General features: G+C 73.2%; 18 protein-coding genes and 2 rRNA genes. 4 read left to right on the top strand and 16 right to left on the bottom strand.

What is annotated here, in order from left to right; all coding sequences use genetic code 11:
- Nucleotides 1-227 precede the first annotated feature (227 nt).
- The 6 genes from AC0B61_RS09900 to AC0B61_RS09875 all read right to left on the bottom strand — a co-directional run bounded on the left by AC0B61_RS09900 (nt 228) and on the right by AC0B61_RS09875 (nt 5,948).
- Nucleotides 228-1,007, bottom strand: coding sequence for a DUF6099 family protein (locus AC0B61_RS09900; RefSeq protein WP_471740131.1), 780 nt, complete (start codon nt 1,005-1,007; stop codon nt 228-230).
- Nucleotides 1,008-1,162: 155 nt separating this feature from the next.
- Nucleotides 1,163-1,552 (bottom strand): nucleotide pyrophosphohydrolase, encoded by a 390-nt coding sequence (locus AC0B61_RS09895; RefSeq protein ID WP_471740130.1) that lies wholly within the window; start codon nt 1,550-1,552, stop codon nt 1,163-1,165.
- Complete coding sequence (locus AC0B61_RS09890) at nt 1,549-3,012, bottom strand: AAA family ATPase (protein WP_471740129.1); 1,464 nt, start codon at nt 3,010-3,012, stop codon at nt 1,549-1,551. The genes AC0B61_RS09895 and AC0B61_RS09890 overlap by 4 nt, the downstream gene beginning before the upstream one ends.
- 206 nt (nt 3,013-3,218) lie before the next feature.
- Entirely contained in the window at nt 3,219-4,067 is an 849-nt protein-coding gene (locus tag AC0B61_RS09885; protein WP_471740128.1) for a putative RNA methyltransferase, read from the bottom strand.
- 160 nt (nt 4,068-4,227) lie between these two features.
- Nucleotides 4,228-5,043 carry an ATP-grasp domain-containing protein gene (locus tag AC0B61_RS09880; protein ID WP_471740127.1) on the bottom strand — a complete coding sequence of 272 codons (816 nt, stop codon included), beginning with the start codon at nt 5,041-5,043 and terminating at the stop codon, nt 4,228-4,230.
- On the bottom strand, nt 5,040-5,948 hold the full coding sequence (locus tag AC0B61_RS09875; RefSeq protein WP_471740126.1) for an ATP-grasp domain-containing protein: 909 nt from the start codon (nt 5,946-5,948) through the stop codon (nt 5,040-5,042). Before AC0B61_RS09875 ends, AC0B61_RS09880 begins: the two co-directional genes overlap by 4 nt.
- Nucleotides 5,949-6,142: 194 nt before the next feature.
- On the opposite strand from AC0B61_RS09875, the gene AC0B61_RS09870 reads away from it, so the two are divergent.
- Nucleotides 6,143-7,006, top strand: a complete 864-nt coding sequence (locus AC0B61_RS09870; RefSeq protein ID WP_471740125.1) for a GNAT family N-acetyltransferase — start codon at nt 6,143-6,145, stop codon at nt 7,004-7,006.
- Nucleotides 7,007-7,106: 100 nt separating this feature from the next.
- Here the strand turns inward: AC0B61_RS09870 and AC0B61_RS09865 are convergent, their stop codons facing one another.
- Nucleotides 7,107-7,535: a fic family toxin-antitoxin system, toxin component gene (locus AC0B61_RS09865; protein WP_471740124.1), complete on the bottom strand. Its 429-nt coding sequence runs from the start codon at nt 7,533-7,535 to the stop codon at nt 7,107-7,109.
- Nucleotides 7,532-7,768, bottom strand: coding sequence for a toxin-antitoxin system HicB family antitoxin (locus AC0B61_RS09860; protein WP_471740123.1), 237 nt, complete (start codon nt 7,766-7,768; stop codon nt 7,532-7,534). The genes AC0B61_RS09865 and AC0B61_RS09860 overlap by 4 nt, the downstream gene beginning before the upstream one ends.
- A 362-nt stretch (nt 7,769-8,130) precedes the next feature.
- On the opposite strand from AC0B61_RS09860, the gene AC0B61_RS09855 reads away from it, so the two are divergent.
- Nucleotides 8,131-8,328: a hypothetical protein gene (locus tag AC0B61_RS09855; protein ID WP_471740122.1), complete on the top strand. Its 198-nt coding sequence runs from the start codon at nt 8,131-8,133 to the stop codon at nt 8,326-8,328.
- Nucleotides 8,329-8,415: 87 nt separating this feature from the next.
- Here AC0B61_RS09855 and AC0B61_RS09850 read toward each other — a convergent pair whose 3' ends face one another.
- A complete protein-coding gene (locus AC0B61_RS09850; protein WP_471740415.1) occupies nt 8,416-9,744 on the bottom strand; it encodes a class I SAM-dependent RNA methyltransferase in 1,329 nt (442 codons plus the stop codon).
- A gap of 392 nt (nt 9,745-10,136) precedes the next feature.
- A complete protein-coding gene (locus tag AC0B61_RS09845) occupies nt 10,137-12,212 on the bottom strand; it encodes an APC family permease (RefSeq protein ID WP_471740414.1) in 2,076 nt (691 codons plus the stop codon).
- Between the two features lie 247 nt (nt 12,213-12,459).
- Here AC0B61_RS09845 and AC0B61_RS09840 point away from each other — a divergent pair, with 247 nt between their 5' ends.
- Together AC0B61_RS09840 and AC0B61_RS09835 are read left to right on the top strand one after the other, a co-directional pair.
- Nucleotides 12,460-13,128 carry a potassium channel family protein gene (locus tag AC0B61_RS09840; RefSeq protein WP_471740121.1) on the top strand — a complete coding sequence of 223 codons (669 nt, stop codon included), beginning with the start codon at nt 12,460-12,462 and terminating at the stop codon, nt 13,126-13,128.
- The gene (locus AC0B61_RS09835; protein WP_471740120.1) at nt 13,128-13,799 is read left to right on the top strand and encodes a potassium channel family protein; all 672 of its coding nucleotides are present in this window, start codon (nt 13,128-13,130) and stop codon (nt 13,797-13,799) included. The genes AC0B61_RS09840 and AC0B61_RS09835 overlap by 1 nt, the downstream gene beginning before the upstream one ends.
- A 98-nt stretch (nt 13,800-13,897) precedes the next feature.
- On the opposite strand, the gene AC0B61_RS09830 is transcribed toward AC0B61_RS09835, so the two are convergent.
- The 6 genes from AC0B61_RS09830 to AC0B61_RS09805 form a co-directional block, all read right to left on the bottom strand.
- Complete coding sequence (locus AC0B61_RS09830) at nt 13,898-14,623, bottom strand: DUF3159 domain-containing protein (protein WP_471740119.1); 726 nt, start codon at nt 14,621-14,623, stop codon at nt 13,898-13,900.
- Nucleotides 14,620-15,033 carry an OB-fold nucleic acid binding domain-containing protein gene (locus tag AC0B61_RS09825; RefSeq protein ID WP_471740118.1) on the bottom strand — a complete coding sequence of 138 codons (414 nt, stop codon included), beginning with the start codon at nt 15,031-15,033 and terminating at the stop codon, nt 14,620-14,622. The genes AC0B61_RS09830 and AC0B61_RS09825 overlap by 4 nt, the downstream gene beginning before the upstream one ends.
- Before the next feature lie 65 nt (nt 15,034-15,098).
- Entirely contained in the window at nt 15,099-15,779 is a 681-nt protein-coding gene (locus AC0B61_RS09820; RefSeq protein WP_471740117.1) for a response regulator, read from the bottom strand.
- 122 nt (nt 15,780-15,901) lie between these two features.
- Entirely contained in the window at nt 15,902-18,562 is a 2,661-nt protein-coding gene (locus AC0B61_RS09815) for an ATP-binding protein (protein WP_471740116.1), read from the bottom strand.
- 242 nt (nt 18,563-18,804) lie between these two features.
- Nucleotides 18,805-18,921, bottom strand: a 5S ribosomal RNA gene (gene rrf / locus AC0B61_RS09810).
- An 83-nt stretch (nt 18,922-19,004) separates the two neighbouring features.
- A 23S ribosomal RNA gene (locus AC0B61_RS09805) occupies nt 19,005-19,097 on the bottom strand; the annotation flags it as partial.

Raw genomic sequence — 19,097 nt, 5'->3', positions numbered from 1 at the left:
AGCTCCGATCTGAGGCCTGTGATTGTGCGCCACCACGGGGGCCTTGCCGCAAGACCCCCCGTGCGCTATACGTTGAGAGTGGCAAGGGGTGGGTACTCCCCCTTCCCGCGCCTCCTCTTTCTGTGTCTCGGCCTCTCGGCCTCGTTCCGCCCTCGTTCCGCCTCCGCTCCCGGCTCACCCCGGAGACTTACGGCGTCCTCGGGCGCTCGGGGCGCCGGCGCCGCCTCCTATCCGACGGGCACGGCCACCTCCGAGGCCTCGGCCGTGCCGGGCGCCCGGTAGCCCGGCACCGATTCACGAACCGGCGGCCCACCCGCACCGGGCGGGCCGCCGTCGTCCGGCGACGAGCCGACCGCGGCCGCCGCCGTTCCGCCGGCCGACGGATCGCCGTCCACCAGCCCGCCGTCCATCAGCCCGCCGGCGTCCGGCCCACCGCCCACCGGTCCACCATCGACCGGCAGCTCAGCGTCCGGCGGTCCGAGCCGGACGACGAGTAACGGCGAGCCGCAACCCGCCCGTTCGGGCTCCGCCCCGCCGAGCGCCGTACGCTCCTCTCCCCCGGGCAGGCCCGCCGCCGCCCGCAGCCGCCCGGTCAGGTCCTTGCACTCCGACATCGCGTCGACGCCGTCGATGCACGTCCAGTAGAGGCTCTCGGTGTCGGCGCCGCAGGCCAGCACCACCAGCGTCTCGCCGACCTCCTGCAGCAGCCCGTCCAACGCCCCCAACGCCGGGCCCACCTCGCCGAGTTCGGTGAGCCGCGCGGCCCGGCCGCCGCCCACCAGGGCGGCCCGGACGACAGAGCGGTCCAGGCAGACCGCCGCGTGCGCCCCGGCCTCGGAGAGCTGCTGGCCCAGGCCGGTGAGCTCCTCGTCCTCCGACTCCGCCAGCCGGGCGCCCACCGCCTCGGTGAGCAGCGCGGCCTGCCGCGCCTCGGCCAGCACATCCGGTACGTGTCTGGCCTCGGCCAGGGCGTGCCGGGCCGTCTTGATCAGTCGCAGCGCCTCCATGGCCACCGCTCCTCTCGCTCGCCGTCGCCGTCGACCCGGGCCGCCGAGGAGGCGGCCCTGTGGTCACGGCGCAAGCGTGCGAGGAAGCGCCCGGCTGTGCATCCGCCTTGTCAGAAGCTGTGGACAACTCCAGGGCTGTGGATAACTTTTGTCCCTCACAAGGGTTGGTCGCCCACGTCCGAGTTGACGCCGGCGGGCCCGTCCGGCACCGGGAAGCGGTGCTCGTTCCGCTCGATCTTGGCCGCGAGGGCCTCCAGCGGGTCCACCCCGACCGCGGTGCAGAACTGCAGCAGGTACGCCAGCACGTCCGCGACCTCGTCACGTACCCGGTGCGCACGCTCCGGCTCGCCCATCACCGCGGCCGCCTGCTCGGGCGTCAGCCACTGGAAGATCTCCAGCAGTTCCCCCGCCTCCACGCTCAACGCCGCCGCCAGGTTCTTCGGCGTGTGGAAGGGCTCCCACCGCCGGGCCGCCGCGAAATCCGCCAGCCGCTGCCGCAGGGTCTCCAGGGCCGGATCCCCGGCCCCCGTCACTCGTTCGCTCACCCCTCCAGGTCTACCGCATCGCCGCCCACGGCCGGGCCGTCCCCCTCCCCGGTGGCACCCTCCCCGGTGACGCCTTCCCCGGTGACGCCTTCCCCGGCGGTACCCTCCCCGCCCGCCGGACGCCCCCCGTGCCCGCCCTGGGCCGGCACCCTGGCCGGCCCCCGGGCCGTCTCCGGCCGCAGCACCGTGAACCCCGAACCGGGATCACGCCGGCACTCGACGACCACCGCCGCGCCCGACCGCACATCGCCCGCGCCCAGCGCCTCCCACGCGGCCGCCGGCTCCTGCAGCGCCGCCACCACCCGGAGCTGGCTGCGCTCCGCCATGTCCCGCGCCAGCCGCAGCAGCGAAGCGGCCTGCTCGACGGAGAGCCCGGCTCCCAGGTCCTCGGCCAGCACGGTGAGCTGCCGGTGCGCCCACGGCACCTCGGCGGCCACGTCAAGGTCGAGCACCCCGGCCCCGGTCAGCAGCACCGCCGCGAAGGCGAGGTGGCGCAGCATGCCGTCGGAGGCCTGGTCGGCGCCGGTGCGTCCGAGGACGCCCTCGTCGAAGACGGCCAGGACGCGCCGTACACCTTCGCTCTCGCGCTCGGCGAGGGTGAGTCCGAGCAGCGGGTGCGGCGCGGCGGACTGGACGACGCGCAGCAGTTGCCCGTACCGGCGCGGGCACTCGTTGCTCAGTCGGGCGATGACGGCGGAGAGGTTGGCGGCGTTGCTGTGCAGGCGGGCCCCCGGGTCGGCCGGGGCCCAGCCCCGCATCAGGGCGGGGACGGGGTGCAGCAGGAAGACCTCGCGCAACGCGGTGAGCAGGTCCTCGGTGGCGGCGAGGACCAGGCACTCGCCGGCCGACGAGCCCGCGACCCGCAGCGGCAGCTGCGCGGTGATCATGGTGCCGCTGGGGAAGGGCGCCCGGATGTCGCCCTGGCGGCTGTCGTTGTGCCAGCAGACGTTGACGCGCCGGTTGCGGACGTCCTGTTCACCGGTGTCGACGAGGGTCCGGCCGTCGAGGGTGAGCGACTCCCGGGCGATCCGGACCGGTCCGTCGGTGCGGATCACGAGGTCGAGCCGGATCCGGCCGTGCGGGGAGCGGACGGTGCAGCCGAGGATGATCGCGTCCCGTCCGTGCGGGACGCACCCGTCCAGCCCGCCCCGGACGGGCACGGCGAGCGGGCCGGCGCGGTCGGGCAGCCCGTCCAGCGAGTCGGCGATCTCCTCGCCGAGGGCGAGCCTGGAGAGCACCGCCAGCGCGTCGAGGGCGTTGGACTTGCCCACCCCGGCGGGCCCGTGCAGCACGGTGAGGGGCGCGAGGGGCAGGACCGCGCGCCGGTAGGACTTGAACGAGGTGAGTCGGAGCTCCTCGACGGTGGGGCGCGGGACGGGCGCGACGGGCGGCCGGTCTGGCCCCGGCGCGTCCGGTCGGAGGTGGGCCGGCCCAGCAGGCCTGGTGGCGTCGCGGTTCACCCGTCGGACGTTAGCCGCAGGCCGACGGGCGGAAACGTGCCTGCACGACAGATTCATCCCAACGTGGCGCCCCACCCCGATCGCGCTGACCGGCCGCCCTCAACGGCACCGGTACGGCACCCGGGCAGCACCGGATCAGCACCCGAGCGACACCTGAGCGGGACCGGAGCAGTACCCGAGCAGTACCCGAGCAGCATTCGAGCCGCTCAGCGCCGGTACGCGGCCACCGTCACCGAGGCGGTCACCTCGACCGGCTCCGGCAGTGCCGCGAGCGCGGCAGCGAGCCGTTCCGCGTCGGTGTGCCAGGCGCTGGGGCCCATGCCGACGACGGTGCGCACGTCCTGCGGGCCGAGCCGCAGGGTGAACTCGACCTCCCGCCGCCCCGCCGGCGTCAGGTACGGCCCGAGCTTCTCGTCGATCCGCCGCTGCTTCTCCTCGTCCACCGACAACAGCCCCAGGGCGTCCACGAGTTCGCGCAGGTGGCAGGCGGTGGGCGAGACCAGCAGCAGGGTGCCGCCGGGGCGCAGCACCCGGCGGATCTCGGGCCCGTTGCGCGGGGCGAAGACGTTGAGCACCAGTTCGGCGGAGGCGTCGCGCAGCGGCAACGGGCGCCAGGCGTCGCAGACGACGGCGCCGATCCGCGGATGCGCCTTGGCGGCGCGGCGCAGCGCGTACTTGGAGATGTCGAGGGCCGCGCCGACGCTGCCGGGCAGGGCGTCGAGGACGTGGGCCAGGTAGTGGCCGGTGCCGGCACCGAGGTCGGCGACCCGCCGGTCGGGCTCACCTGAGGGTTCGCCGGCAGCCTCGACGGCCGCCTCGGCGAGGGCGTCCGCAATGGGCCGGTAGTGTCCGGCGGCGAGGAAGTCCGCCCGGGCGGCGACCATGTCGGCGGTGTCCCCGGTGCCGGTGTGGGCGTCGCCGGCGAGGAGGCTGACGTAGCCCTGCTTGGCGAGGTCGAAGCCGTGCCCGGCGGGGCAGCGCAGGCTGCGGTCGTGCCGGGTGAGGGCCTGCGCGCAGAGGGGGCAGGCCAGGTAGCGCTCGATGTCCTGCAGCAACGTTCCGTCTTCTCTCGCCGTACGCCCCGTCCGGTCGGGGGCGCGAGCCAGCCTAACGACCCGGCCTGCTTGACCGCGCGAACCGGCCCAGCGCCCCGCCCGCCCGGCGCCCCTCCCACCCAACGCCCGCCCGACCAGGGCACACCCCGCCCAGCGCCCCCTACCGCCCCCGACCGGCGGCCGCCCGCCCCCGCTGCGCCGCGACCCGCTCCGCGAGCGCGGCGAGCGCCTCGGGCGCGCCGGGCCGGCCCCGGACCCCGGGGAAGGCGTTGACGTCCACGATGACGGACTCGGCCGGCCCGTCGAGCAGGTCGACCCCGTACACGTCGAGTCCGAACACCTCGCCGACGCGCAGCGCGAGCGCGGCCCGCTCGACGGGCGGCTCCCAGTCCTCCGCCCTCCCCGACGCCCCCGGCTCGGCGGCGAGTTCGGACCGCCGCCGGGCGGCGAACACCTGCCCGTCGATCACCCACAGCTTCTGGTCCCAGCCGGTCCCCGGGACGAACGGCTGGGTGACGACGGGCTCCTCGGGCCAGCGCTCGGCGAGTTCGCGCAGCCGGGCCGGGCCGTCGACCCTGGCGACCAGGTCGTGGCGTCTGCTGTGCCGGCTCTTGACCACGAACGGGTAGGCGGCATCGGCGAGTTCGCCCAACCGGCCGACGGCGGCCGTCGCCGCGAACGGCAGTCCGGCGGCGCGGGCGAGGTCGGCCATCCGCACCCGGTCCTGGCAGAGTTCGGTCGCCGCAGCCGAGTTGACCACGGGCACGCCCCGCCGTTCCAGTGCCCCGGCCAGCGCCAGCGCCCGGGGCGTACGGGCCTTGAGCAGGTAGACGTCCGCGAGCGCGGCCGCCGGGCCGGTGGCCGCCGTCCCGCTGGGCGACACGGCCTCGACCGCGTGCCCTCGCCGCTCCAGCAGGGCGGCGGCCGCCGCCAGCACCGGGTGCCCCGGATCGCTGCTGATCAGCCCGACCTTCACAGCAACTCCCGATCTGCGAGGCCAAGTTGGCCGTACGCCATGCGACCCGCCGGCACCAGGGCGGCGGCGGGCTCGGTGGGCGCCGACACGGCCGTCCCGCTGCGCGCGAGCCGCAGCACCGCCTGGGAGACCCGGGCTACGGCGTCCGGCACCTGCCGGAAGCTCGGGAAGTCGTTGATGTCGACCACCACCGGCCCGTCCGGTCCGAGCAGCACGTCGACGCCGTACAGGTCCAGGCCGAACACCTCGCCGACCTGCGCCACGATCCGCGCGACGCTCCCCGGCAGCGGCACCTGCCGCTCCCGCACGCCCTGCCCGGGGTGCAGCGGGGAGGAACGTTCCGTCGCGAAGAGCTCGCCGTCGACGCAGTACACCTTGAGGTCGGTACCGGAGTTCGGCACGTACGGCTGCGCGATCAGCAGCCCCTCCCCGGCCAGCTCCGGCCCGACCTCCAGCAGGTCGTCCGGGCTGCGCACCAGCCGGACGGCCCGCCCGGAGCTGCCGTCGGCGGGCTTGACAACCAGCGGGTACTCGACGGCCGGGATCTCCGCGAGCCGCTCCCAGCGCGCGGCGGCGTACGTCACCGGGACGGGCAGGCCCCGGGTGCGGCCGATCACCGCGGCGAGCGCCTTGTCCCGGACGCCCCGAATCGAGCGCACGTCGTTGACCGTGGTCAGCCCGACCGCGGCGGCGGCCTCCAGCAGGGTCAGCCCGGGCCCGCCGGAGACGGTCTTGAGCACCCAGGCATCGTGGCTGCCGGCCCGGACCGCCTCGGAGATCGCCAGCAGCGAGTCCCCGGGGCGCAGCACGTCCACCCGGTGCCCCCACGTGGTGAGTTGGCGCGCCACGTCGAGCGGCATGCCGTCGTACCGGTAGTGTTCCTCCACCAGAAAGCAGAGCCTCATGGGCCTGTCTTCCCCCTTGCCTCGCCGAGTGCAGACGTCCGCCGTCCCCCTCGGCAGAGCTGTAAAGGCATCAGCATGCACGCCGTACCCGCACAAGATCGACGCGGGCCGGTAAGCGTTCGGCAACAATCGCCGCCCGGACGGCACCAACAAACCGGTGGCGACCCTCCCGCGCCCCTGCTTGGATGCACGCCGTGACTTCTGCCGATCATGCCCCCGACCGCCCCGACCGCCCCCTGCTCGACGAGATCGAGCGCTACTACGACGCCGTACCGCGCAACGCCGCCCGCGCCGAGGACTTCGGCCCGCTGACCCTGTTCGTCCGCGAGGGCGCCGGCTGGCCGTACTACGCCCGCCCGACGCTCGGCCACGACGGCCCGGCCGCCACCGCCGACGACGTCCGCCGGGTGCTGGAGCGGCAGCGGGAACTGGGCGCGCCGGAGGCCTTCGAGTGGGTCGGCGAGCAGAACCCCGAGCTGCGCGCGGCGGTCGAGGCTGCGGGCCTGGCGGTGCACGAGCACCCGCTGCTGGTGCTGGGCCCGCAGGACGAGTCGGCCCCCGCCCCCGCGCTGCCGCAGCGGGTGGAGGTGCGGGTGCTGGCTCCGGACGCGCCCGAGCTGGCCGAGGCGGTGGCCGTTCCGCATGTGGCCTTCGGCGCGCCGGGCACCGCCATCGGCGAGGGCGGCGCGGCCGAACTGGCGCGGAGCATCGCACAGTTGACGGCTGATGGCGCGGTGGCGCGGATCGCTGAGCGGATCGCCGGCGGCACCACCGTGCAGGCCGCCGCGCTGGACGGCGGCGCCGTGCTGTGCGCGGGGCAGTACCTCCCGGTGGGCGCGGTCGGCGAGGTGGTCGGCGTGGGCACCCTGCCCTCGGCCCGCCGTCGCGGCCTGGGCCTCGCGGTCACGGCGGCCCTGGTCGCGCACGCCCGGGCCGCCGGCGTACGGACGGTCTTCCTGTCCGCCTCCGACGAGGACGTCGCCCGGATCTACCGCCGGGCCGGCTTCCGTCCGTTCGCGACGGCGCTGATCGCGGAGCCCGCCTCACCGCCGTCCTGACCGTCCTGACCGCCCTGACCGCCCTGACCGCCCTGACCGCACACCCCACCACCGCGGTCCTGGCCGGGCCCGGCACCCCGCGACCCGACGGGGGCGGCGGTCACTCGTCGTCCTCGTCCTCGTCGTCCGCCCCGCTGACGCCCTCCCCCTCGGCCTCGTCCACCACCCACGCCGACAGCCGTTCGGCGACGCCGGACACCCCGAGCCGCCCTTCGCGGATGGCCCGGGAGAGGCTGCGCACCTCGCGGGCGGTGGTGGCGACGGTGCAGCCGCTGGCGACGAGGTAGGCGTAGGCGACAGCGGTCGCGAAGAGTTCGTTGGTCTTCTCCAGGGCCGGCACCCTGATCAGCTGGTGCATCAGCGCGGCGGCGCGGTCCTGTGGTTCGGGGTAGACGGCGATGTCGAATATCTCGGCCTGGTGGCGGGTGACGGCCGCGAGCAGCGAGCCGTAGTCGGTGACCTGCGGATCACCGGGCGTGTACTGCTCGGCGGTCATGAGCAGCCACGAGAGGTCGACCTCCAGTTTCAACGGCGCACGTCCTGGAGGTCGCCGGGCTCCCCGAACTCGGCGAGGAACGCCGACTCGTACTCCTTCATGAACTGCGCGGCCGCGTCGACGAAGGCCCGGCCGGACTCGCCCATGTCCTGTTGGACCAGGCGCTCGATGTACTGGTTCATGCTGATCCCCTGCTGCTCCGCCCGTTCCCGGGCCATCTCCGCGGTCGTGGCGTCCACGCGGACGTTCAGCTGCTTCTTGGCCATGGCTTCAAGCTAGCGCCGAAGTGCTAGCACAACAAGGGCGCACGCACACCGCCCGCACACCCTCCGCACGCCCCCACGCAACCTCCCCGCCATCTCAAGAGCCATCTCAAGAGCCACCACAAGAGCCGCCTGAGGCCGCCCCGAGCCACCGCCCCGAGCCACCTCGGCCACCCTCAGCCGCCCCGGAACCCTCACCCACACCGCCCGCCCGCCACCGCTCCGAGCCGCCCATCTCCCATACCCGCCCACCACCGCCCCACCCCCGGCAGAACGAGCGAGACTAGAAGAGTCCTTCACCATCCGGGATGGTGAACTCCCCTGAGCGTTCCACTGACCGGCACCGACCGGTGTGGAGGCCGGCTATGACAGCCATGTTCGACCAGGAGCTGCGCGAGCAGCTCGCCCAGGCCCGACGGGACCTCGCGGCGGCGCGGGCCGACAGGGATGCCGACGGCATCCAGGCGTACGAGGGCCGGGTCGCCTCACTCCTGCGGCTCGCCTCCCAGCACGGCATCGTCCTCCCGCACAGCGCCGACGAGGAGGAGCACAACGAGCCCTGACCCGCCCGGCCCGCAACGCCCAGGAGGCGGTACCCGCCGCAGCGGGTACCGCCTCCTGGTTCGAGCCGACCGGACCGGCCGAGGGGGTCACTCCCCGGTGGGCTCCAGGATCGCCACGCACTCGAAGTGGTGGGTCATCGGGAACAGGTCGAAGGCCCGCAGCGACACCGGCCGGTAGCCGCCCTCGCGGAAGAACTTCAGGTCCCGGGCGAGCGCCGCCGGGTCGCAGGCGACGTACGCGATGCGGCGCGCCTCCAGCCCGACCAGGTGCGCGACGGTCTCGCGCCCGGCGCCCGAGCGCGGCGGGTCCAGGACGATCAGGTCGGTGGCGGTGATGCCGGTGCGCGGCAGCAGCGCCTCGACCCGGTCGCACTCGATCCGCACGTTGTCGAGCGCCGCCAGGTTGTGCCGGGCGTCGACCACGGCCTGCTTGGCGGACTCGATGCCGAGCACCGCGCCGTCCTCGCCGACCCGGTCGGCCAGCGCGCCCGCGAACAGGCCGACGCCGCAGTACAGGTCGAGCGCGTTCTCGCCCCACTGCGGGTCCAGGCCGTCCAGCACGGCGTCGACCAGGGTGTCCGGCGCCTCCGGGTGGATCTGCCAGAACCCGCCGTTGCTGACCCGCCAGGTCCGCCCGGACGCCCGCTCGCGCACGAAGCCGCGGCCGTGCACCCGGTGCACGTCGCCCTGCTCGTCGATCCGGGCGATCGACACCGGCTTGTCCAGCTCGACCAGCGGCAGCTGGGCGCCGGGCCGCGGCGTCAGCACCACCTGGCGGTCCGAGGAGCCGGCCGCGGCGTACACCTCGACCGAGGCGACGCCCGGCCAGTCCCGGGACTCGATGCCCAGTTCGCTGACGCCTTCGGAGGCGATCAGGCAGCGGTCCACCGGCTGCACGTCGTGCGACCGGTGCTTGCGCAGGCCGACCTTCCCGGTCTCCGGATCCACCGCGTACTGGATCCGGGTGCGCCAGGCCGGCACCTGTCCGGCCGGGAGCTTGCCGCCGACCGGCTCGACGCTGCCGTCCCAGCCGGCCTCCTCCGGGGTGAGCCCGGCCAGCTTGGCCAGCTGCTCGGTCAGCACCGACGCCTTGAGCTTGCGCTGCCCGCCGGGGGTGACGTGCTGCCAGTCGCAGCCGCCGCACTTGCCCGGGCCGGAGAACGGGCACGGCGCCTCGATCCGCTCCTTGGCAGGCTCCAGCACCTCCACCGCGTCGGCCCGCAGGAAGCGCGAGGTGGAGGTGCCCTCGGTCACCAGCGCGACGACCTTCTCGCCGGGCAGCGCGTGCCGCACGAAGAGCACCCGCCCCTCGTACCGGGCCACGCAGTGCCCGCCGCCGTGCGCGACCGGGCCGACCTCGACCTCGTACCGCTGTCCGGCCAGCGGCTCGCCGGACGGCGTCTCGGACCGCGGCACCCGCGCGGCGGGGGTTCGCAGCGCCTTGGGCGGCCGCACCGCCTGCTTGCGCGGCGCCTTCCGAGCCCCACCGGAGGCCCCCGAAGCACCGGCGGCACCAGCGGCACCGGCAGCGCCGGAGGAGCCCTTCCCGGCACCCTTGCCCGCGCCCGCGCCGACGCCCTTGCCCGCGCCCTTCCCGGCGGCGCCCCGGCTCGGCTTCGGGCTCTCCGACGGCTCCTGCTCCCCCGGGACGATCGGCGCGGTGCGCGCGGTGAGGCCGTCGCGGTCGGTGGCCTCCGGACGGGACGGCCGGCCCCAGCGCGGCCGGGACACCTGCCCGGGCTGGGAGCCGCTCCGGCGGGAGCCCTTGCCGGAGGAGGAGCCCGAGGAGCGGGGCGGAGTGTTGCGGGTCACGAAGAGGCGTCCTTGCTGCGGTCGGAGGTGGCACCGGCACTCGCGCCGGTGGAGTCGGGATCCTTCGACTGTACGGCCTTCGGCGCCCGCGGCTCGCCACGCCGGACGGCACCCGGCGCCGACCAGGCCTTCTGCGGCTTGCGCCGCTCCGAGGACTCCAGCTGCCAGGGCACCGAGGTGACCATCACCCCGGGCTTGAACAGCAGTCGGCCCTTGAGCCGCAGCGCGCTCTGGTTGTGCAGCAGGTGCTCGTACCAGTGGCCGACCACGTACTCGGGGATGTAGACCGAGACCACGTCGCGCGGGCTGTTGCGGCGCAGGTTCTTCACGTGGTCCAGGACCGGCCCGGTGACCTCGCGGAACGGCGAGTCCAGCACCTTGAGCGGCACCTCGATGCCACGCTCGTCCCACTCCTGCCGCAGCGCCGCCGTGTCGGCCGGGTCGACGTTGACCGTGACCGCCTCCAGGGTGTGGGCGCGGGCCAGCCTGGCGTACGCGAGGGCGCGCAGCGCCGGCTTGTGCAGCTTGGAGACCAGCACGATGGCGTGCACCCGGGTGGGCAGCACCACGTCGTCCGGCTCCTCGGCGGCGGTGAGCTCGTCGGAGATCCGGTCGTAGTGGCGGCGGATGCCCTTCATCATCACGAACAGCACGACCATCGCCGCGATCGCGATCCAGGCGTGGCTGATCTTGGTGACCAGGACGACGATCAGTACGGCCATGGTCATCACCAGGCCGAAGGTGTTGATCGCCCGGCTGCGCTGCATGTGGCGGCGCTTGGCCGGGTCGGTCTCGGTGCGCAGCAGCCGGGTCCAGTGCCGGATCATGCCGGACTGGCTCATGTTGAAGGAGACGAAGACGCCGACGATGTAGAGCTGGATCAGCCGGTTGGGGTCGGCGTCGAAGGCGACGACGAACAGGATCGCGGCGATCGCCAGCAGGATGATGCCGTTGGAGAAGGCCAGCCGGTCGCCGCGGGTGTGCAGCTGCCGGGGCAGGTAGCGGTCCTGCGCGAGGATCGAGCCGAGCACCGGGAAGCCGTTGAAGGCGGTGTTGGCGGCGAGCACCAGGATCAGGCCGGTGACGGCGGCGACGAAGTAGAAGCCGGGCGTGAAGTTGTTGAAGACGGCTTCGCTGATCTGGGCCAGCGCGGTCTTCTGGTGGTAGCCGGAGGAGGCGCCGCCGAGCTGCTCCGCCGGGTTCTCGGCCATCTGGACGCCGGTGAGGCGGGCCAGCCAGATGATGCCCATGAACATCACGACGGCGATGCTCGCCATCATCAGCAGCGTGGTGGCGGCGTTCTTGCTCTTGGGCTTGCGGAAGGCCGGCACGCCGTTGGAGATCGCCTCCACGCCGGTGAGTGCGGCGCAGCCGGAGGAGAAGGACTTCAGCAGCAGGAAGACCATCGCGAAGCCCGCCAGCGAGCCGTTGCCGGGCGTGGGCATGAGGTGGAAGCCGGAGCTCTCGGCGGGCATGTCCTGGCCGAGCACGAAGTGCCGGAAGACGCCGTAGCCGACCATCCCGATCACGCCGACCATGAAGGCGTAGGTGGGGACGGAGAAGGCGGTACCGGATTCGCGGACACCGCGCAGGTTCATGCCCATCAGCAGGACGACCACGATCACCGACAGGGTCAGCTCGTGGCCGCGCAGCGAGGGGACGGCGGAGACGACGTTGGCGACGCCCGAGGTGGTCGACACGGCCACGGTGAGCACGTAGTCGACCATCAGGGCGCTCGCCACCACCAGGCCCGATTTGGGCCCGTGGTTGACGGTCGCGACCTCGTAGTCACCGCCACCGCTCGGATAGGCGTGCACGTTCTGCCGGTAGGAGGCGACGACGGCGAGCATGACGATCGCGACGACGAGGCCGATCTGCCAGGAGAAGTGGATCGCCGAGGTGCCCGCGATCGAGAGCGTGAGCAGGATTTCCTCGGGGGCGTACGCGACCGAGGAGAGCGCGTCCGAGGCGAACACAGGCAGCGCGATCCGCTTCGGGAGAAGCGTTTCGCCCAGCTTGTCGCTGCGCAGCGCGCGCCCGATCAGGATGCGTTTCGGAAGGTCTTTCGGCATAGGCACGGTAAGGAATCGTAGGGGTTCCCCGGACAAGCCTCCGCCGTTTGTCCCCCCCTTCGTCGCGACTGCGTTCTATGGACCGGCTAGCGTGTCGCATACGAGTCGGCGGGCAACACTCGGATTGTGGGGTGTTGCCGGGGCCGGCGCCCCACGAGAACGCTCGTCCCGGACAGCCGGGCCGGAAAGGGAGATGAACGGTGTTTGCGCAGGTCAGTGCCCCAACGGGACGGGTGAGGTAGCGCCGGTGCACATCGTCATCATGGGCTGCGGCCGCGTGGGCTCCGCCCTCGCGAGAGCCCTGGAGAAACAGGGCCACTCGGTCGCCGTCGTCGACCAGGACCCGACGGCGTTCCGTCGGCTGGGCGCAGGATTCAACGGGCGCCGGGTCACCGGCGTCGGCTTCGACCAGGACACCCTGCGCGAGGCGGGCATCGAGGAGGCCGGCGCGTTCGCCGCGGTCTCCAGCGGTGACAACTCCAACATCATCGCCGCGCGGGTGGCCCGGGAGAACTTCGGCGTCGAGAACGTCGCGGCCCGGATCTACGACCCCCGCCGCGCCGAGGTCTACCAGCGCCTGGGCATCCCCACCGTCGCGACGGTCCGCTGGACCGCCGACCAGATGCTGCGCCGGCTGCTGCCGAGCGGCGCCGAGCCGCTGTGGCAGGACCCGAGCGGCGGCGTGCAGCTGGCCGAGGTCGCGTACGACCCCAGCTGGGTCGGCCACCGGATCGGTGCGCTGGAGGATGCCTCCGGCACCCGGGTGGCGTTCGTCACCCGGCTCGGCGAGGGCGTCCTGCCCACGTCGCAGATGGTGGTGCAGGAAGGCGACCTGGTGCACGTGATGCTGCGCCGGGCCGACCTGACGGCCGTCGAGGCCGCGTTCGCGCAGGGGCCGAAGGAGGAGGGTCACTGATGCGGGTCGCCATTGCCGGTGCCGGTGCCGTGGGCCGCTCGATCGCGGGCGAGCTGCTGGAGAACGGTCACGAGGTCCTGCTGATCGACAAGAACCCCAACTCCATCTCGGTGGAGCGGGTGCCCATGGCGGAGTGGCTGCTGGCCGACGCCTGCGAGATCACCTCCCTGGACGAGGCCGCGCTGCAGCGCTGCCACGTGGTGATCGCCGCGACCGGTGACGACAAGGTCAACCTGGTCGTCTCGCTGCTCGCCAAGACCGAGTACGCGGTGCCGCGGGTGGTCGCCCGGGTGAACAACCCCAAGAACGAGTGGCTCTTCAACGAGTCCTGGGGCGTGGACGTGGCCGTGTCCACCCCGCGCCTGATGTCCGCCCTGGTGGAGGAGGCGGTCAGCGTCGGCGACCTGGTCCGGCTGATGCGCTTCAGCCAGGGCAACGCCAACCTGGTCGAGCTGACCCTGGCCTCCGACACCGAGCTGGTCGGCACCCGGGTCGGCGACGTGGTCTGGCCGCAGGACACCGCGCTGGTGACCATCATCCGCGAGGGCCGGGTCCTGGTGCCGGGCAAGGACGACACCCTGGAGGGCGGCGACGAGCTGCTCTTCGTCGCCGCCCAGGAGCGCGAGGAGGAGCTGGAGCAGCTGCTGTCGGCCACCTCCGGCGCCCAGTAGGACCGGCCCCGCAGGACCGGAGGAACGGCGCAGGGCCCGCACCCGGGTGGGTGCGGGCCCTGCGCCGTCGCGTGCGGGGAAAGCCGTGGGAGGCGCGGCTACTTGGCCGGCTGCTCCTCCTCGTCGTCCAGCGGCGCCTTGATCGGCGGCGGCGCCTTCAGCAGGATCTGCCAGGTGACGTACATCGCCAGCAGCATCGGCGGGATGCCGAGGGCGACCTTCAGCCAGCCCAGCAGGTTGACGTTGTGGGTGAAGTACAGCGGGAAGAGGACCACCGGCTTGAGGCCCATGATCACTACCCAGGCCCAGGTCGCCTTGGTGTAGGCGGCCAGGCGGCCCGGGTTCTCCTTGCGCCAGGTGAACATCTCGCCGGTGATCGGGCCGAGCATCACGCCGATCATCGGCCAGCGCGCCAGCGCGGACGCCGCGAGGGCGATGCAGTAGCCGACGTTCCAGAGCAGGCCGGGCAGGTAGAAGTCCTCGGCCTTGCCGCTCTTCATCGAGATCCAGGCGCCGAGGGCGACGCCGAACACCCCGCTGAAGGCGTGCTGGATGGTCTCCCGCTTCGCCAGCCGGGCCACCACGAACAGTCCGCTCAGCGCGAGCGCGGCCCACGCGGACGTGCTGACCTGGTGGGTCAGGTTGTACGTGACGATGAAGACCAGGCCGGGCAGCGTCATGTCGATCATGCCGCGCACGCCGCCGAAGGCCTTCATCACGGTGTCGGCGGCCTCCTTGGAGGCGGCCTTCCGGGCGGCCTCCTCGGCCGCCGGGTCCTGGGCCAGGTCGAGCTGGGCGGCGTCGCCGCCGGGCTGGTTGCTCACGCTGATTCGCTCCCGTGTCCGACCGGACGCAGCTCGTAGCGGGGGTTGAACAGCACGCGGCGCCCGCGTGCGTGGCTGATCCGGCCACTGGCGACCAGCCGACGGCCGGGCTCGATCCCCGCGATCGAGCGACGGCCGAGCCAGACCACGTCCAACGGCTCGGTGCCGTCGAAGAGTTCGGCCTCCAGGGCCGGCACGCCGGCCCTCGGCCGGAGCGTCACCGTACGCAGCGTGCCCGCCACGGTGACCAGCTCGCGGTCACCGCAGCCCGCGATCGGCGTGCATCCCGACTCGGCGGCGCTCTCCTGGCGCAGGTCCTCGGCGTCCAGTTCCTCGGCCGAGGAGGTCAGCCGGCTGAGCATGCGGCGGAACCGACCCTGCGGCTGGCCGCTGCTGTTGTCACCACTCATGCCGGAAGGGTACCGGTTTCCGGGCGCCCGGCGGCAGGTCGTTCAGCCGCCGGGGGCAACGGCGGTCAGCTCTCGAACCGGTATCCCATTCCCGGTTCGGTGATGAAGTGCCGCGGGTGCGAGGGGTCGTGCTCCAGCTTGCGGCGCAGCTGGGCGAGGTAGACCCGCAGGTAGTTGGTCTCGGTGCGGTAGGCGGGGCCCCACACCTCCTGCAGCAGCTGGGTCTGGCTGACCAGCCGCCCGGCGTTGCGGACCAGCACTTCCAGCAGGTGCCACTCGGTCGGGGTGAGGCGGACGTCGGCGCCGTCCCGGTTGACCTTCTTGGCCGCGAGGTCGACCGTGAAGCTCTCGGTGACCACCAGCGAGTCGGCCTCCCCGGCCACCGGCTCGGCCCGCCGCACGGCGGCCCGCATCCGGGCGAGCAGCTCGTCCATGCCGAACGGCTTGGTGACGTAGTCGTCGGCGCCGGCGTCCAGCGCCTCCACCTTCTCGTCCGAGGCGTGCCGGGCGGACAGCACGATGATCGGCACCCGGGTCCAGCCGCGCAGGCCCCGGATCACCTCGACGCCGTCCATGTCGGGCAGGCCCAGGTCGAGGACGACGACGTCCGGATGCCGGGCGGCGGCCAGTTCCAGGGCGCTCGCGCCGTCATGGGCCGCGTCCACCTCGTACTTGCGGGCCTTGAGGTTGATCACCAGCGCGCGGACGATCTGCGGTTCGTCGTCCACGACGAGGACCCGGGTCATGTGCGGGCTCCGCCTTTCAGGGCTGTCTGACTTACGGACTGGGGGTGACTGACGGACTGTGGGGCTGACGTGCGGTACGACGCGGGGCACCGGGGAGCGCGGGCCCCACCGGCCCACCGGGCTCAGGTGATCAGCTCCGCGAGCGGGCCGCTTCCGTCGCCGCCCGGCTCGCCCGGCTCACCCGGACCGTCCGGTTCGGGCGGCCCGTCCGGTTCGGGTGGCCCGTCCGGTTCGGGCGGCCCGTCCGGTTCGGGCGGCCGTTCGACGGCCGGCAGGCTCACGACCATGGTGAGGCCGCCGCCGGGGGTGTCCTCGGCGGTGACGGTACCGTCCATCGCCTCGACGAAGCCGCGCGCCACCGCCAGGCCCAGGCCCACCCCGGCGCCCCGCGGCGCGTCGCCGTAGCGCTGGAACGGCGCGAAGATCTTCTCCTTGGCCTCCTCCGGCACGCCCGGCCCGCGGTCGACGATCCTCAACTCGACCCGGCCCGGCAACCCCGGCTGCTCCAGCGCGTCGGCCTTGACCAGGACCCTGACGCCGTCCGGGCTGTACTTGACGGCGTTCTCCACCAGGTTGGCCAGCGAGCGCTCCAGCAGCCCGCCGTCGGCCCGGATCATCGGCAGCGTCTCCGGGACGTCCAGCCGGACGGATGCCGCCGGCACCCCGCCGAGCGCGTAGGGCACCACCTCGTCCAGGTCGGTCTCCTGGATCAGCGGGGTGACCGTCCCGGTCTGCAGCCGGCTCATGTCGAGCAGGTTGTTGATCAGGTGGTCCAGCCGGTCGGCCCCGGCCTCGATCCCGGCCAGCAGCTCCGCCTCGTCCTCCGGATCCCACTGGACGTCGGCCGAACGCAGCGAGGTCACCGAGGCCTTGATGCCGGCCAGCGGGGTGCGCAGGTCGTGCGAGACGGCGGCCAGCAGAGCCGTCCGGATCCGGTTGCCCTCGGCCTCCCGGCGCGCCGCGGCGGCCTCGCGGGACAGCCGGCGGCGTTCCAGCACCACGGCGGCCTGCGCGGCGAAAGCCCCGAGCAGGCGCCGGTCCGCCCCGGGCAGCACCCGGCCGCGCAGCACCAGCGCCAGGCACTCGCCGACCGGGACGTCCACGTCGGCCTCCTCCGGCCGCTCCGGCGGCCGCGGCCCGGCGCCGGCCACCGCCGCCCACGGGCCGACCGGCTCCGGGCGCTCCAGCAGCGCGGCGCTCTCCTGCCCGAACGTCTCCCGCACCTGCTCCATCAGCGCGGGCAGCACCCCGTCCCCGTCGGGGGCGCCGCGCAGCACCGTGCCGGCGAGCGCGCTGAGCGTCTGCGCCTCGGTCTGGCTGCGGGCCGCCTGGTGGGTGCGCCGGGCCGCCAGGTCCACCACGGAGGCCACCGATATTCCGACGATGCTGAATATCGCCACCGCCATGATGTTCTGCGGCTCGCTGATGGTGAACGTGTGCAGCGGCGGCGTGAAGTAGTAGTTCAGCACCGAGGAGCCGACCAGCGCCGAGCCGATCGCCGGCAGCAGCCCGCCGACCAGCGCCGCGCACACCGTCAACGACAGGAACAGCAGCATGTCGGTGGAGAGCCCCAGGCCGCCGATCGTGGTCAGCACGACCGCCAGCAGCGGCGGGCCGGCCAGTCCGACCAGCCAGCCGGCGACCGTCCGGGTCCGGCCGAGGTCGGTGATCCGCCGGACGGGGATCCTTCCGCGGCCGTGCCCCGCGTGCTCGTGGGTGACCATGTGGACGTCGATGTCCCCGGCCTCCCGGGTCACCATGATGCCGACGCCCGGCCCGTACACGTACTGCCAGGCGGGCCGGCGGCTGGTGCCCAGCACGATCTGGGTCGCGTTCACGCCCCGGGCGAAGTCCAGCAGCCCGGCGGCCGGGTCGTCGCCCAGCACGGCGTGGAAGGACCCGCCGAGGCTCTCCACCAGCGCGCGCTGCTCGATCAGCGTCTGCGGCGAGCCGGAGCCGGTGAGCCCGTCCGACCGGGAGATGTGCACGGCCAGCAGCTCGCCCCCGGAGACGCGGGCCGCGATCCTGGCCGCCCGGCGGATCAGCGTCGCGCCCTCGGGCCCGCCGGTGAGGCCCACCACGATCCGCTCCCTGGCCTGCCAGGTGCCTTCGATGCCCTGCTCGGCACGGTACTTCTGCAGGTACTCGTCCACCCGGTCCGCCGTCCACAGCAGCGCCAACTCGCGCAGCGCGGTCAGGTTGCCCGGACGGAAGTAGTTCGCGAGAGCGGCGTCGACCTTCTCCGGCGCGTACACGTTCCCGTGCGCCAGCCGCCGCCGCAGCGCCTGTGGGGACATGTCCACCAGCTCGATCTGGTCGGCACGCCGCACCACCTCGTCCGGCACGGTCTCCCGCTGGCGCACCCCGGTGATGCCCGCGACGGCGTCGCCGAGCGATTCCAGGTGCTGCACGTTGACGGTGGAGACCACGTCGATCCCGGCCGCCAACAACTCCTCGACGTCCTGCCAGCGCTTGGCGTTGCGGCAGCCGGGCACATTGGTGTGGGCCAGCTCGTCCACCAGCGCCACCTGCGGGCGGCGGGCGAGGACGGCATCCAGGTCCATCTCGGAGAACCTGGCCCCCCGGTGCACCACCTGCTGCCGCAGCACGACTTCCAGCCCGGCCACCATGTCCGCGGTACGCCGGCGGCCGTGGTCCTCCACGAACGCCACCACGACGTCTGTGCCACGCTCCCGCCGCCGGTGCGCCTCGGCGAGCATGGCGTACGTCTTGCCGACCCCGGGCGCCGCCCCGAGGTAGATGCGCAGCCTGCCTCGTCCCATGAGCACCATTCTTGATCCGGCCGAGCCCGGGAGTCGCCCCCGGACGCTTGTTCCCCTTCCCTTCGAGACTACGGCGTGACCAGCGATTTTCCGCTGATCAGCCCACCGATCGGGCGGTTTTAGCGGCATATTGACGGTGGACCAGCCACTCGGCGGGGGTTACCCGGCAGGGCTCGGGCGAATTTCCCGGAAACGCGAAGAACCCCCATCCGGATCCCGGATGGGGGTTCTTCTGAAAGATTGTTCGGCGGCGTCCTACTCTCCCACAGGGTCCCCCCTGCAGTACCATCGGCGCTTTGAGGCTTAGCTTCCGGGTTCGGAATGTAACCGGGCGTTTCCCTCACGCTATGACCACCGAAACACTATGAAACTGTCAACCGCACCACGACAGGCCATGCCATGGGGTCGTTGTTTCAGAACAACACAGTGGACGCGAGCAACTGAGGACAAGCCCTCGGCCTATTAGTACCGGTCAACTCCACCCCTTACAGGGCTTCCATATCCGGCCTATCAACCCAGTCGTCTACTGGGAGCC

This window comes from Kitasatospora sp. NPDC023385 (assembly GCF_055664045.1).
Note: the sequence above shows the minus strand (reverse complement) of the source record. Positions and strands in the feature narration are given on the sequence as shown.